14 protein-coding genes and 1 pseudogene are annotated in these 14,285 nt (G+C 46.4%); all 15 read left to right on the top strand.

Annotation, left to right across the window (positions count from 1 at the left end):
- The first annotated feature begins 159 nt into the window (after nt 1-159).
- The 15 genes and pseudogenes from Q8P28_09535 to Q8P28_09465 all read left to right on the top strand — a co-directional run bounded on the left by Q8P28_09535 (nt 160) and on the right by Q8P28_09465 (nt 14,283).
- On the top strand, nt 160-834 hold the full coding sequence (locus Q8P28_09535; protein ID MDP2683023.1) for a transposase: 675 nt from the start codon (nt 160-162) through the stop codon (nt 832-834).
- Nucleotides 835-1,689: a metallophosphoesterase gene (locus tag Q8P28_09530; protein MDP2683022.1), complete on the top strand. Its 855-nt coding sequence runs from the start codon at nt 835-837 to the stop codon at nt 1,687-1,689. It begins immediately after the preceding gene.
- Between the two features lie 6 nt (nt 1,690-1,695).
- Nucleotides 1,696-2,616, top strand: a complete 921-nt coding sequence (gene miaA, locus Q8P28_09525) for a tRNA (adenosine(37)-N6)-dimethylallyltransferase MiaA (GenBank protein MDP2683021.1) — start codon at nt 1,696-1,698, stop codon at nt 2,614-2,616.
- Entirely contained in the window at nt 2,613-3,329 is a 717-nt protein-coding gene (locus Q8P28_09520; GenBank protein ID MDP2683020.1) for a hypothetical protein, read from the top strand. The genes miaA and Q8P28_09520 overlap by 4 nt, the downstream gene beginning before the upstream one ends.
- A gap of 26 nt (nt 3,330-3,355) precedes the next feature.
- Nucleotides 3,356-3,943 (top strand): DUF799 family lipoprotein, encoded by a 588-nt coding sequence (locus Q8P28_09515; protein ID MDP2683019.1) that lies wholly within the window; start codon nt 3,356-3,358, stop codon nt 3,941-3,943.
- Between the two features lie 106 nt (nt 3,944-4,049).
- The gene (locus tag Q8P28_09510; GenBank protein MDP2683018.1) at nt 4,050-4,571 is read left to right on the top strand and encodes a CDP-alcohol phosphatidyltransferase family protein; all 522 of its coding nucleotides are present in this window, start codon (nt 4,050-4,052) and stop codon (nt 4,569-4,571) included.
- Nucleotides 4,571-5,647 (top strand): AI-2E family transporter, encoded by a 1,077-nt coding sequence (locus Q8P28_09505; protein MDP2683017.1) that lies wholly within the window; start codon nt 4,571-4,573, stop codon nt 5,645-5,647. The genes Q8P28_09510 and Q8P28_09505 overlap by 1 nt, the downstream gene beginning before the upstream one ends.
- A 356-nt stretch (nt 5,648-6,003) precedes the next feature.
- Nucleotides 6,004-6,201, top strand: a pseudogene (locus Q8P28_09500) (hypothetical protein).
- Between the two features lie 154 nt (nt 6,202-6,355).
- Entirely contained in the window at nt 6,356-7,288 is a 933-nt protein-coding gene (locus tag Q8P28_09495) for a prepilin-type N-terminal cleavage/methylation domain-containing protein (GenBank protein ID MDP2683016.1), read from the top strand.
- 36 nt (nt 7,289-7,324) lie between these two features.
- Nucleotides 7,325-8,056: a prepilin-type N-terminal cleavage/methylation domain-containing protein gene (locus Q8P28_09490; protein MDP2683015.1), complete on the top strand. Its 732-nt coding sequence runs from the start codon at nt 7,325-7,327 to the stop codon at nt 8,054-8,056.
- 4 nt (nt 8,057-8,060) lie between these two features.
- Complete coding sequence (locus tag Q8P28_09485) at nt 8,061-9,053, top strand: type II secretion system protein (GenBank protein ID MDP2683014.1); 993 nt, start codon at nt 8,061-8,063, stop codon at nt 9,051-9,053.
- 44 nt (nt 9,054-9,097) lie between these two features.
- A complete protein-coding gene (locus Q8P28_09480; protein ID MDP2683013.1) occupies nt 9,098-10,903 on the top strand; it encodes a hypothetical protein in 1,806 nt (601 codons plus the stop codon).
- Between the two features lie 11 nt (nt 10,904-10,914).
- Nucleotides 10,915-11,523 carry a hypothetical protein gene (locus Q8P28_09475; GenBank protein ID MDP2683012.1) on the top strand — a complete coding sequence of 203 codons (609 nt, stop codon included), beginning with the start codon at nt 10,915-10,917 and terminating at the stop codon, nt 11,521-11,523.
- 19 nt (nt 11,524-11,542) lie between these two features.
- Nucleotides 11,543-12,646, top strand: coding sequence for a PilT/PilU family type 4a pilus ATPase (locus tag Q8P28_09470; protein ID MDP2683011.1), 1,104 nt, complete (start codon nt 11,543-11,545; stop codon nt 12,644-12,646).
- Between the two features lie 2 nt (nt 12,647-12,648).
- Nucleotides 12,649-14,283, top strand: a complete 1,635-nt coding sequence (locus tag Q8P28_09465; GenBank protein MDP2683010.1) for an ATPase, T2SS/T4P/T4SS family — start codon at nt 12,649-12,651, stop codon at nt 14,281-14,283.
- Nucleotides 14,284-14,285: the final 2 nt, after the last annotated feature.

Raw genomic sequence — 14,285 nt, 5'->3', positions numbered from 1 at the left:
ATATTTTTTTGATGTCCGCCGCGACCTTCGTGAGTAATTAGGTGAGTAATTAGGGACACATCCCAAGGAGTAATTAGAGTAATTAGAGTAATTAGAGAGTAATTAGGGACACATCCCAATTTATTTGACAATCTGGCTATTATTCTGTAGAATTCCATCATGCCAAGGATAGCCAGGGCAGTCGCATCAGGATTTCCCCATCATGTTGTTCAGAGAGGCAACAACAGAGAAAAAGTCTTTTTCAATGAAAAAGACAAAGACAAGTATCTATCCCTCCTCAAGAAATATTCAGATAAATGGAAATCGCCCATCCTTGCCTACTGTCTTATGAGCAACCATGTGCATTTATTGGCGAGGCCGTCAAAAAATGAGTCTTTATACAAAATGATGCAGGGCATAACCCTTTGCTATACCCAATACATCAACAGGACTTATAAGAGGACAGGCAGGTTGTGGGAGAGCAGGTATCATTCATGTATAATAGATAAAGAGAAATATTTATGGGCTGTGGCGAGATACATAGAACAAAACCCTGTGCGGGCAAAAATTGCGAAGAAAGCCGAAGATTACCCATATTCAAGCGCAAAGACTCATATATACGGCACAAAAGACGAGGCGCTTGGCGAAATGCTATTTGAAGGCAGGCAAAGGACAGATTACATAGAATTGATGAAAGCGAATATTAAAGAAGAAGATATAAACAACATAAGAGATTATACGAGAAATGGCCGTCCCTTTGGCAGTGAGAGTTTCGTAGAGAAAATGGAGCAAAAACTTGATAGAATATTCAAATTAAGGCCGCGAGGAAGGCCAAAGAAGGGGAAAGGTCAATAAATGGGATGTGTCCCTAATTTTAATAGAAGACAATTTTTAAAAGGCGCTCTAACTGCCGGGGCAGCAGGTCTTATTGCTGACGGCGTCTTTTTTGAACCAAGACGTATTGTCGTAGAAAAAAAGACCATAACTATAAACAATCTTCCTCAAGTATTTGAGGGATTCAGGATATGCCAGTTAACGGATATACATCATAGCCCGTTTGTCGGGATTAAGTTTATTGGGAAGGTTGTTGACGAAGCTAATGCCTTAAAGCCTGACTTGATGGTTCTCACAGGGGATTACGTGGATGATTCTCATAAATATATTGAGCCTGCTGTCAGTGCCTTGTGCAAACTTAAATCACCCAATGGCATTCTGTCTGTTCTTGGCAATCATGACCACTGGGCAGGGGCAGAACTGACAAAAGATGTTTTTAATAAATATAGCATCCCTGTAATAACAAATAGTAATAAATTGATAGAGATAAAAGATACGGCTATTTGTGTTGCTGGTGTTGGAGATTTTATGGAGGGCTCTCAGGATTTAAAGGCAGCCTTTCACGGGGTTTCTAACGATATCCCGCGGATTTTGCTTTCTCACAATCCAGATTATGCAGAGGTTATGTCAAAAACCGCAAGGGTGGATTTAGTGCTTGCGGGTCATACCCACGGCGGCCAGGTTCGCCTGCCATTTTCCATAGCGCCTGTGACTATGTCTAATTATGGTCAAAAATACACTGGCGGCTTGGTAAAATTGCCCAATACACAGGTGTATGTCTCAAGGGGTATTGGTGTTGTAGGGCTTCCAATAAGATTTAACTGCCCGCCTGAGATTACTCTCATAACATTAACAAGAGATGCTCGGAAGGTTTGATGTAAAATGGATAAGATAAAGATTATTGTAATAGTTGGTCCGACGGCATCGGGAAAGTCTGCGCTTGCCATGGAGCTATCCGAGAGGTTTGATGGAGAGATTGTCAGCGCTGACTCAATGCAAGTATACCGTTATATGGATATTGGCACGGCAAAGCCTGTTAAGGAGCAGAGAGAAAAAATTTCACACCACCTGATAGATATAGCAGATCCGGATGAAGAATTCACTGCGGCAAGATATAGCGATGAGGCTTCAAAGGCAATCAGAGAGATACACGAGAGGGGGAAGAATGTATTTGTTGCCGGCGGAACGGGTTTATATATAAAGGCGCTTACAAAAGGGCTTTTCAAAGGCCCTGGTTCTGATGTGCGGCTTAGGAATGAATTTGCCATGCTTGGGTTGGGAAGCGAGGGAGCAATGTATCTTTATGGAAAATTGAAGGAGGTGGATCCGGAGGCAGCGTCCAGAATACATCCCAATAATGCAGCAAGGATTATTCGTGCCCTTGAGGTTTATTATCTGACCAATAAGCCCATATCTGTCTTTCAAAAGGAGCATAATTTTTCCGAAGAGCCGTATGAGGCAATTAAGGTCGGATTATCGGCTGATAGAAAGTCTCTTTACAAAAGCATAGAGGATAGGGTAGATAATATGATGAAGGTTGGTTTGGCAGAGGAGGCAAGAAGACTTTTGGATATGGGTTATTCACCAGACCTCAAGGCAATGCGCGGTCTGGGATATAAAGAGATTCTTGGTTATATTCAAAATAAATACGGTTTGGAAGGCGCTGTGAGAGAGATAAAGAAAAACACCAGAAGATATGCCAAGCGGCAGATGACATGGTTTAGGAAAGAAGCGGATATAAGATGGTTTTCTTCTGAGGAAAAGGATAAGATAGTAACCTTGATAGAGGGATTTCTGAGATGAGTCTTAAATCTATAATTTTATTGCTGGTTGCTGTGTTTTTTATTTCACCTATCGCTTTTTCCCATAATAATACCATTCGCATTGAAGTTATGGGCAGCATTCCTGCGTCCATTGATACAAAAAAACCTGATGATATGGCTATTGAGGATGCGTTCAGGAAGGCTGTTGCAAAGGCAGTAGAGACAATCGTACATCAAGGAGGATTAGACACTTTTACCTTGATACTGGATGATAAGATTTACAGCAATGCAAGCCGCTACATTTTAAATTATCGCATCCTTTCAAAGGAAATCATGGAAGATGAGATCTCTGCAACAGAAGGCGGGGTGACAATATATAATGTCTCCATAGAAGCGGATATTGCAGTTGACCTGTTAATAAAAGATTTGACTTTTGCAGGGATTATTCATGAAGGAGAAATCAAAAAACTCGTCGTTACTATACTGAACCTTAGAGACTACAAAGGGTTTGAACTTTTCAGAAATAATATACTAAGAACCAAGGGTGTAAAAGCGATTCATTATAATTCATTTATCAGAGATAGAATAGAAATGACCGTAGAAACAAGCGGAGGGGCCCAGGCGCTAAAACAAGAAATTATGGCTATGGATATAAAAGATTGGAAAATAGAATCCACTGTTGCATCAGGTTGGTTTTCTGCGGATAGGATAGATGTAAGATTTTTTCCAATGAAAGGGCCAATAAATCAATGATGAAAATTATATTTATTTGTATTTTTATGTTGTTGGTTTCCGGCTGTGGCAGCGCTGTTCAATATACACTGACGGCTGATTATAACGAGCGGATGCCGAGCATAATTGCTGTGATGCCGGTGGGCGGCGATATTGGGGATAAAGATGCGCATTACCTCTTCAGGACTATGACGTATGAAAAACTTATCCAGGTGGGATATTCTCCAATCTCTCTGGAAACCGTAGATGACAGGCTTCTTCGCAGCGGAATGAGAAGGGGTGAATTCTATAACAAAACCCCAAAAGAACTTGCGTCAATATTGGGCGCTGATTCCATCCTGTATACTACTGTAACAGAGTGGGATTCTACTGTTTTCCTTAGTTACGCCTCTATGAAGATAGGGGCTAAGCTTGAATTATATGACGGGGCCAGCGGGGGAAAATTATTGGAATCAGAGTTTAAAACTAAGGATTCTGATATGAGCCTTGAAAGAAATGTTGTTGAATTTGGGGTTATAAAGACTTATGAGCCGGTGATTCAGCGCGTAATAGACGCTATTTTTTCAACCATGCCTGCTGGTAAGATGACTGCAAGGGGCAGATCGCAAAAGAATTATTATGACTGGCTTCCATAAAAACAAAGGTTAAGGTAAAGGTAAAGGTTGAGGTTGAAAAACAATACATTAAGTTTTTATTTGTTCTTTACTTAACCTTAACCTCAGCCTCAACCTGTTTTTTCTTATGAACATACCAAATCTTCTGACAATATTCAGGATATTACTGGTTCCTGTATTTATCATCTTTGTTATTCACAATGACCTATGGATGGCCTTGATTATATTTATTCTGGCAGGCATAACAGATGGCCTTGATGGTTTGATAGCAAGGGTATTGAATCAGAGGACGGTAGTAGGCGCATACCTTGACCCCATTGCCGATAAGATGCTGCTTATATCCGCATATCTGAGTCTGGCCTTCAAGGACATGCTGCCGGGCTGGCTTTCTGTGATAGTTGTGAGCAGGGAGATAATAATCCTTTCAGGGATTGCTATAATATCTTTAATGGGCAAGGGGACTGACATTCGCCCTTCCATTGCAAGCAAGTTTACCACGGTATTTCAAATACTCACCATAATCATAACCCTCTATCCTTTATCAATCCTTTACATTCAACTTTTTATAACAGCAACTGCCGCCCTTACAATCCTGTCTGGTCTTCAGTATATGTATCGCGGAATAAAAATAATGGGAGACATTAAGTGATGCTGGAAAAAGGGAAATTAGCAAAATTTATTTTAGGGTTTTCTGTTATATTAATCCTGCTTTTTATCCTTTATACTTTGAGGATAGTTTTTATCCCCATAATATTGTCATTTTTTATGGCATACCTATTGAACCCTTTTGTGGAACTGCTGGAAAGGAAAAAGATTAGTAGAATCACTGCTACCATCTCTATATTGGCGATACTCCTTGTTGTCTCCTTTTTCCTGTTCTCAACTCTCTTATCAATTATCCAGCGGGAGATAAGTATTGCCAGTGAAAAGCTTCCTTCATATATCGCAAGCCTTGGGAATACCATTCTGCCCAGATTAAAAAATATATTCATGTTAAAAAATATGCCAACAACCATAGAAGAACTTTTTATCCAACTTGCAAACTACGCAAGAGGGCTGTCGCCGGATGTAATATCTATGTTAACCGGGTGGTTATCCTCTGTGTTCAGGAACACTTTAAGCTATGTCATAGGTCTTCTGGGATTTCTTATAATACCATTTTATGTTTTTTACATACTGAGAGATTTTGAAAAGATAAAGACCATAGCATGGCGCTACATACCTCCTAAGCAGAGACACTGGTTTGATGTAAAGTGGGATGAGATAGATTATGTCTTAAGCGCATTTCTGAGGGGCCAGCTTATACTGTCCGTTATAATGATAGTCCTTTACAGCATAAGCCTTTACATAATCGGGGTGGAGTTGTCATTCTTCATCGGTGTAATAGCGGGCGTAGCCTTTCTTATCCCTTTTATGGGGTTGGTATTTGGAATCTTGCTTGGCGGGGCAATGGCCTTGCTTCAGTTTCAGGATTTTCTACATCCCCTCTATGTAATAATAGCCTTTGTAATAATGCAGATACTTGAGGCCTATTTGATAACACCCAAACTTATCGGCCAAAAGGTCGGGCTCCATCCTGTAATTACAGTGGTTTCCATACTAGTGTGGGGAGAGCTTTTAGGGATGTTTGGCATATTGATTGCTATCCCTCTTACAGCTATTCTGAAGGTATTCTTTAAATCCATTGCAGACAATTTCAGAAACTCCCCGTTATTTGATGTATGAACCCACACACCAAAACCTTTGGTGTGCGAGTAAATTTGTAAAAAAACGCACACAGTGTCGTAAATTCATCAAAATACAAAAAATAAATGGCGTAAGTAAAAAAAGCTTGACAAGGTTTAACGTTTTTGTTATATTGCCGCTGAAAGTGATTTTCATAGTCAATAACTAAGAGTTTCGCCATAGAGAACCCTTGTAAGGGTCGTTAAATTCCTGAGAGGCTTTCGAAGCCCGCACAGAAAGTGGAAGTAAAACTTCCGCCTTATGTTCGGGCTTTTTTTATTGACATTCACGGGGAGACAGGAAGGTTGGAATAGTAGAAGCGTAAAAAATGGGCTGTGTATAGGCAAGAGGAAAGAATATGCAAAAAAAACTCTTCAAAAAATACATCAAGCAACAAAAATGTGGTGACAAAGTTTCTTGCGCTCTATGACGAGTTGTTTGCCCACAACGGATACGGCGAGGTCAGGATAGAGATGCGCATATTGCACCATGATCAAAAAGAGATAATCATCCACTGCGGGAAACAGTACCGTTTTGTTGTTGATTATCAACCGAAAAAAAAACGAGGAGGTGATGCCTATGGAACAGAGAGATCTGTCCGGGGGGGCCGGAAGGGAATTACGGCCGGAAAAATCGTTGTTGGCTATGAGATAGGTTCTTCGGGGGAACTATTCCTCATAAAAAAATAAAAAATAAAAGGAGAAGACAATGAACACATTCTTGAAGAATATGAAAAGGCGTCAAGATGGTTTTACCTTGCTTGAGCTGATCGTTGTCATTGCCATTCTGGCAATCATAGCAGGGGGGCTGCTCGTATCTTATGACGGGCTGGAGGCAAAGGCCGCCAAAGGTCAGGCAACATTCGATATAGCAGCGGTTGATAAAGGGGTTCGCACCTTTAAGGTGGTTGGTGGCGCTTATCCGAATGAGTTTGACGCGTTACTGACAGATAATGCTACCGCAGCTAATTGCGCGGCAGGCACTTCTTGCTCGCTTACCACGGGCGGATTCTACGCAGGTCTTCATAACAACTTGCAGGGTACTGATGGAGACTTAACAACAGCAGACAACAAGCTGGGTCTTTACACCCTTACTGCCGCTGATGTGACTGCACTCAACAATGCAGGGATTACCCAGGTCCGTTATATTGCCAATGCTACAAATACGGTAGGTAACATACCGAACAGGGATTTTGATGATGCACCAAGGGGTAAAGGGGTGCTTACAACCCTTATCGTAGGTTCGGTAGTTCCGGTTGTGGAGTCTGAGGGACTTGGCGCAGCAGCGGCTTGCACATCGCCTTTTTCAAGCCCTTGCAACCGCCTCAATGACATCACAGGCCTGAATCCTGCTATCCAGCATATTGTTCTGGCGCTCGGAGTGGGGAACAATTCCTCCATAGTGTCGGATGCAACCGGAGGCAATTCAGCCGGCTTTGCAGAGGCGCCTTTCTACACCGATGTTGCGAAGAATCAGTATGGCCGCTATATGGCGCTCTTCCATCTCGCATCAGATACCAACGATGATGGAGTAATAGCAGCAGGCGAGCAGTTTAGTACAGCAAGATTCGTAGGTATCCTTGATCCGAAGGGTGATTGGCTCGACGAAGAGTATGCTGAGTTTACAGGACAAAAGCAATAACAGCGTGGCTCGCATAGGATAATTGATGCGCCGGGGGTGGAAGAATTCACCCCCGGCCATTTATTTCTCGGCGCGATGACTATGGGGAATAAACAGGGATTTACACTTCTTGAATTATTGCTTATTGTGGCTATTCTTGCTGCTGTGGCAGCCGGGGCCATCTCTGCGTTTAACAATGTGCAGGAGGACGCTACCTTAAGGCTTGCAAACAGTGAAATGCTCAGGATCAAAGATGCAATTCTCAGGTTTAGACAGGACACAGGGTATATGCCCAAGCAATGGCCATTCAGACTTGTGCCGGATGGAAGTGTACCGGTTCCTTCGCAAGGCGCAGCCTGGTTCAATTCGCCGGCAAATTTCAGTCAGCTTTACGATAATCCGCTTTCAGGAACAGGTCATGCACTCGAAACATGGAATCAAAATACTTCAAGGGGGTGGCGGGGCCCGTATCTTACCCGCGGAGGCGAGGGATATGTGGATATTGGAGATGGTCTCAACGCAGACGGGACCGGAAGTCCGACATCAGGCGGTCCGCTGAACGAGGTGCAGGGGGTGGCGGATAGTTTTATTGCAAGGCCGGTTGGATCGTATCTTGTCTGGCGCACAAGTTCGGGCGGCCCTCCCCATGATAGATGGGGAAGGCCGTACCTCCTCTTTGATTTGGATAATACCAATGTCAGGATCGTCTGCATGGGGCCAAATCTCATTTATGAGAGCAACAGCACTGGCGCTGGCGGAGACGACATTGTTTTGTATCTCTTGAAGTAATCATATGAATAAAACAGTTTTTTTCCAATTGAAGACAACCGGAGGGTTTACGCTCCTTGAACTCCTCCTTGTGGTATTTATCCTTTCTACGATTGCGGCAATGACTGCTTCGTTTGTGAACAATGCGGATGAACAGTTTCGCTATGAGGAGACACAAAGACACCTGCTCAATATCAGACGCGCAATCATAGGAGATTTTGATACGTCGTACCATGGCGAGAGGCTCTTATCCGGATTTGTCGTTGAAAACGGCGCTTTGCCCGATACAATCCAGGCATTAACGCAAAGGCTTGGGGGTTTTGATGTTTACGGTCTAAAGGATCCGCTCTTTGACCCCACGCCCGATGCCTTGGAAGGTTTCAATAACGGCGGCGAAATCACACTCACTGGCAGCTCTGAAAGGCTTTTTAAGGGGCATCGGGGCAGCTATCTTAGCATGCAGCCGGGAAGCAGCGAGTATCGCGATGGGTGGGGTAACGGTGCAAGCGGCGACGTCAACTTCGGATGGTCAGTCACTGCAACACCAACTGATTTTACTGCAACGACTCTTGGCGCTGACGGGCAAGCAGGTGGAGCCGGTTATGATAGTGACATATCCGATGCAATTCAACAATCAAACTGGAGCGCTGACGCAGCCGGGTGGCAGGTTACGGTGACAAATAGATCCGGGAGCGATATAACCGGACGACTGCGCGTATCGCTCCTTACATATGTCAAACGTTCGGGTCTTAATCCCGGCTGGAAGCGGCTGACATCGGATTCAATCGCTGCGCTTGCAAACAACGCATCCGCTGTTTTTACTTTTCCAGACGCATTGCTTGCAATTCCGACGCGGATTCCCATGGGGCAACATCTGTTGATTCTGATACAGGACAATGATGGCGTGCCTCATAATAGCGATGATGCGCCCTATGTGAGCGCCGGGAATCGCGTGGTTCGCACGGTCAATTGGTATCCTCATGCAGTAAGGCCTGTGGTAGAGATGGTGATTCAATAAGGAGCGAGGCTGATAACGATAAATCTCCCTACGTACTATACTATATGAAGGAAAAGTTAAGATTTCTTAAACTAAAGTTTAACGATATGGATTTTAGAACCTTATTAAAATATCCGCGCCGCCTGCTTGTTGTTGAGACAGACGGACTGAGTCTAAGAACAGTAATTGTGCGGGCTGCAAAAGGGCAAATTATTGTGGAACACGTAGTCGAGTCAAAAAAGACCGGTTTTGAAGCTGCGTTTACCGAAACAATCAGTGCGCTAAAGGGATTTACCAATAATCTTCCCCATCAGGCCGTATTACTGTCCCATGAAGCAATTCCCGTGCTTCTCAAGCTCCCTGTTGATCCGGCAAAGGCGAGATCTTTATCGCGTCTCCATGAAATGATTCGTTGGGAACTTGAACCGGGACTTGCCCAGCAGGTCGCGATGCGTTCTCTGGGCGCGATCATGGTTGGAAGGGGCTGCCTGTCTCAAGAACAGGCGCGGGAGATACTGAAAAAACAGGAAGTGTACAGGAACGAGGTTATGGCGGGTGGAGGGGAAAGACGGCAGCCTCTCCGTTTTGGCGAGACAGCGATAGCGCTTGGCCTTGTTACACAGGAGCAGCTTCAGGAGTGTTTGAAACTTCAGGAGGGGTTCCAGGCCGGCAGTGATGAAGATTATGTGTGCGGTTGGTCGTGCCAGCGCGGAGAGAATAATTCGGCAGAGCAAGGGACTCCTTTTCTTGCCTGTGGGATCAGCAGGTCTGTGCGAGATCGGTATGCAAGGTTATTTAAGGTTAATGGATTTAAACTCAAGGGGATTTATCCATTGATAGGATGTTGCGCTGCTGCGTTAGGGCAAACCTCTCTCAAAGGGGTTGTAGGCGTTCTTGATATCCGGACAGGGCTTATCTGCGCAATCTTGCTTTCAGACGGCGCTATTCACGACATAAGGCTTTATCCCATCGGAGGTGAGCCGCCTTCTGTTGATGCGTCTCTCTATCTTCTGGACGAAAAGGTTGACCGTATCTATCTATGCGGAAGGGAAGATATTCTTTCGCAGCTTCAGCATGAGATAGAGGGAAGATTCAAATATGGGGTCAATCCCATTCCTGTTTCTATGGCTGGCCGGAATATGTTGCCGGGGATACAGGCCTCGCTTGCAAATATCACCGGGGCTGCGCGGAATGCCTTCGGCATGCCGGGCGGAAAGCTGACGGTTTTTGTCCCTGCAGCAGATCCCGCTCCGCCGCTCTATAAGCGTTCCGATATGCGGTGGGCTGCCGCAGTATGCGCAAGCATCGCGGTCATTGCCGGTCTTGAGATATATCTGTCAGTGAGAATGAAGGGGAGCTCTGCCGCGCAGACAGAATTACGGATGCAGCAGGAGAGGGTCGAAGAAGAGGTTAAGAGGATAAAAGGCGCGGCAGAAAAGAAAGACCAGCTGACAAAGTCTCTTGAGGCCAAGAGGCTTGAGTTGAAGACCCTGGATGAGCAAATAACCTTTTTTGAAGACGTGCTGGGGCGCCGCACCCAGTTTGTGACCGCGCTTCTGGACGGGGTTGCGCGGTCAGCGGTGACGTCGGGTGCCGTTATTGACAAGATAAGCGAGACAACGGAGCGGGCAATCGAGATCAACGGCTGGACCGTTTCAGAGACCGCTGCCCAGCAGTTTGCCAGGAACCTTGCCGCATCTATGCAACCATGGCAACGGATTGTTACCGACCTTGATATCTGGATGAAGGCCGGGCGGTTAGGGATACAAGGCTACGCAGTAAGCTTTACCCTCGCACAAAAGATAGTAGCGCCTGAAAAGCTTGACAAAGATACCCAGGTGAAAACAAATAGTCTGCGAAGTGCAAAGTGAGGGGACGGGTGATGCGAGGGGGGAAAATAAGCCTCAGGGAAATGGTCCTCTTTTTCATGGCTTTCCTTGTCATAATTGGAGTGGGCTATGTGCGCATTCGCTACTGGCCTGCTGTGCAAGCGCTCAGAGGCATGGGCACGGAGATTGAAGGTTTGAGGGCGAAGCTCAAGGAAACCAACTTACCAAAGGAACCGTCGGAAGACGATATTCTGCAGATTACGAATGAACTGGCCGGTATTGAGCAGGAAATTGAGCAGTGGCAGACGCGTATTCATTCGTATGAACAGCGGTTTGTGCCCCATGACTCATCAGAGTTGTTTCAGGCGCTCAAGGTCGAAATATCCGGACTTGCAAGGGCGCATGGGGTGCTGATAGTAAAAGATGTCTCGTATCATGGAACATCCCAGGACGCCTCTCTGGCCTGGTTTTTGGGCAAGGGTTTACCACAGAGGCTGTTCAGGCAAATAACAATAGAATCTTCCTACCCTGACTTACGGAGATTCATTATAGGGTTAAAAGGATTATCTTATTACGTAACGATCGTACGGTTTGAGATCATGGTATCCGAGAATGATGGAGACGGCAGTACCATCACGTCAAATTTAATTATCGCGCTTTAGGGAGGAATGGACAATAGGTATGAATAACCTGCCAAGAGTACTGGAAAAGCTTCTCAAGCAGTGCATAGAAAAGGAGGCATCGGATCTTCACCTTTCTGCTGAAAGTCTTCCAATCCTCAGAATACACGGAAGACTCACGATGCTTCAAGGTAACATTCTCTCATCAGATGCTCTGGAAGAGATGGCGCGGGCTATTATGAATGAGAGACAGCTTAAGGTCTTTGAAGAGGAACAAAGCCTTGACATGGCCTTTTCCCTGAATGGAGGGGAACGATTTCGCGTTAATGTGTTCAGGGAGCGCGGAAAAGCAGCCATGGCTATACGAAAAATGGAAGCGACTATTCGCACCGTTCGAGAACTCGGTCTTCCTTTGCAGCTTGAGGAGCTTGCTGAACTGAAAGATGGTCTGGTGCTGGTGACAGGTTCGACAGGAAGCGGCAAGACGACGACCCTTGCGGCCATGATTCATCAGATCAATATGACTCGCACCTGCCATATCCTTGCCATAGAGGACCCGGTTGAGTACATTCACACCAATCAGAAGAGCCTTATCCATCAGCGGGAACTTTATTCAGATGTCCCCAGTTTTGCCCGTGCAATTCGCTCAGCCTTGCGCGAAGACCCTGATGTGATTCTGGTAGGAGAGATGCGTGATCTTGAAACAATGCGCGCTGCCATAACCGCGGCCGAGACGGGTCACTTGGTCTTTTCCACCCTGCATACAGGAGATGCCGTAGGGGCCTTAAATAGAATAGTAGGTGCATTTCCAAGCGATGAACAGGAGATGATACGGCAGCAGCTTGCCATGGTTTTACGCGCTGTGGTGGCGCAGATGCTTCTCACCGGAAACAGGAGAGCAGAAAGGGTGCCCGCAATAGAGGTTCTGCGTGTTACCCAGGCAGTTGCCCATCTCATCCGCACCGGCAAAGCACAGCAGCTTTATACGGTTATGGAGACGGGGAAGGCACATGGTATGCAAACCTTGGAACAATCGCTGGGAAGGCTGGTAAAAGACGGGCTTATTACGCTTGAGGATGCCAAAACAGCGGCTCGCGACGTGAATGCGCTGAACATGTGGCTGGGGATTCAGGGTGGGGAGACGACCCCGGAAAGGATGAGGTGATTATGCCTGTTGCTGTTGAACATCTTATTAATGCCGCTGCGGAGAGCGGACTCATTGAGGCTGCAATCGTACCAGAACTCCGTGTCAAGGCAAGAAGGGAACGCAGCGACCTGCTTGAAGTGATCGCAAGCTACGGACGGTTTCCTGTTTCTGCGTTCTATCGCGCCCTTGCCGCACAAAGAGGGCTTCGTTATATTGATTTTGCAATTATCGATCCCCCTACGGAGCTTGTGCGAAGATTACCGGAAAGTCTTGCGCGACGTCGTCTTATCTTTCCCCTACTTCAGGAGAATGGGGAGATTCTTATTGTTACCGCAGATCCCGATGACCGGCAATCCCTGGACGCGGTTCAACGCATAGTAGGTATCCCTGCAAAGCTTGCCGTGAGCGATCCGGACACGCTGAAGACAGCCATTGACAGCGCCTTTAGGGATAAACATACGGCCGCTCATATTGAACCTGCGCGTGCCTCCATAGACGCTGTCGAGCTGTTTGACCGGATCATGAAAGAGGCGTTTCTTTGCCGGGCATCAGACATCCACCTTGAGCCGGCGGAGCAGGGGTTGGTCGTCAGGCTGAGGATTGACGGAAGGCTGCAGTGCTGCCTGGCGAATCTGGGAACGGAATCGGGCGCAAGTCTTCTCTCCCGAATCAAGGTGTTGGCAGGGCTCGATATTGCGGAACAGCGTGCTCCGCAGGACGGCGGATTTAGCTATCAACTGCCGTTGACCGCATCCAAGAAGATAGATATCCGTGTGGCAACAATCTCTACCCGTTGGGGCGAGCGGGCAACGCTTCGGTTATTAGGGACCGAGACGCAGGATCTGACGCTTGAGTCCCTGGGTATGTCTCATCAGAATCTGGAGCAATTTCGCAAAGTGATACAAAGGCCTTACGGTATGATTCTCTTGACCGGGCCCACTGGCAGCGGTAAAAGCACCACACTCTACGCCGCACTTTGCGAGATCAATCGCCCGCATATAAATATCATGACCGTTGAGGACCCGATTGAGTATAGCATTACTGGAATTTCCCAGGTTCAAATAAGCGGCGGCGAAAAAATGAATTTTGCCAAGGCGCTTCGCGCCCTGCTGCGTCATGATCCTGACGTGCTTATGGTCGGAGAAATACGCGACGCGGAAACCGCTGATATAGCCATGAAGGCTGCTATGACCGGTCATCTGGTCTTCTCAACGCTCCATACAAATTCAGCCTGCGCGGCAGTTACGCGGCTGACGGATATCGGATGCGAACCGTTTCTGATAGGTTCTACGCTTGCCGCGGCGATCGCCCAGCGGCTTGTGCGCCGCCTCTGTTCCTTGTGCAAGAAACCCAGAACTATAACCCCTGAAGAGGCGGCGCTTCTTGGGGTAGGAGGGGATGAGGGAATTAATCTCTATGAGCCGGTAGGTTGCGCGTACTGCCTTGGAACAGGCTACCGGGGAAGAATCGCGCTTTTTGAAACCCTGTGGATAGATCAACCGCTGGCAAGGCTTATCTCATCGGGAACAACCGAGGCGGAGATCAGGTCGGCATGTAAGGGGTTTACCACTCTCCTTTCAGATGGGTGCGATAAAGCGCGCGCAGGGCTTGTAACCTTGGACGAAGTGATGACAGCGGTAATTCAAGAGGTGTAACT

The sequence above is a fragment of the Deltaproteobacteria bacterium genome (assembly GCA_030690165.1).
GTDB lineage: Bacteria > Desulfobacterota > GWC2-55-46 > UBA9637 > UBA9637 > JACRNJ01.
Note: the sequence above shows the minus strand (reverse complement) of the source record. Positions and strands in the feature narration are given on the sequence as shown.

What these genes read in the sequence shown, in the direction of transcription:
- Q8P28_09535 (MDP2683023.1), top strand. Translation starts at nt 160, where the DNA reads ATGCCAAGGATAGCCAGGGCAGTCGCATCAGGATTTCCCCATCATGTT.
- Q8P28_09530 (MDP2683022.1), top strand. Translation starts at nt 835, where the DNA reads ATGGGATGTGTCCCTAATTTTAATAGAAGACAATTTTTAAAAGGCGCT.
- miaA (MDP2683021.1), top strand. Translation starts at nt 1,696, where the DNA reads ATGGATAAGATAAAGATTATTGTAATAGTTGGTCCGACGGCATCGGGA.
- Q8P28_09520 (MDP2683020.1), top strand. Translation starts at nt 2,613, where the DNA reads ATGAGTCTTAAATCTATAATTTTATTGCTGGTTGCTGTGTTTTTTATT.
- Q8P28_09515 (MDP2683019.1), top strand. Translation starts at nt 3,356, where the DNA reads ATGTTGTTGGTTTCCGGCTGTGGCAGCGCTGTTCAATATACACTGACG.
- Q8P28_09510 (MDP2683018.1), top strand. Translation starts at nt 4,050, where the DNA reads ATGAACATACCAAATCTTCTGACAATATTCAGGATATTACTGGTTCCT.
- Q8P28_09505 (MDP2683017.1), top strand. Translation starts at nt 4,571, where the DNA reads ATGCTGGAAAAAGGGAAATTAGCAAAATTTATTTTAGGGTTTTCTGTT.
- Q8P28_09495 (MDP2683016.1), top strand. Translation starts at nt 6,356, where the DNA reads ATGAACACATTCTTGAAGAATATGAAAAGGCGTCAAGATGGTTTTACC.
- Q8P28_09485 (MDP2683014.1), top strand. Translation starts at nt 8,061, where the DNA reads ATGAATAAAACAGTTTTTTTCCAATTGAAGACAACCGGAGGGTTTACG.
- Q8P28_09480 (MDP2683013.1), top strand. Translation starts at nt 9,098, where the DNA reads ATGAAGGAAAAGTTAAGATTTCTTAAACTAAAGTTTAACGATATGGAT.
- Q8P28_09475 (MDP2683012.1), top strand. Translation starts at nt 10,915, where the DNA reads ATGCGAGGGGGGAAAATAAGCCTCAGGGAAATGGTCCTCTTTTTCATG.
- Q8P28_09470 (MDP2683011.1), top strand. Translation starts at nt 11,543, where the DNA reads ATGAATAACCTGCCAAGAGTACTGGAAAAGCTTCTCAAGCAGTGCATA.
- Q8P28_09465 (MDP2683010.1), top strand. Translation starts at nt 12,649, where the DNA reads ATGCCTGTTGCTGTTGAACATCTTATTAATGCCGCTGCGGAGAGCGGA.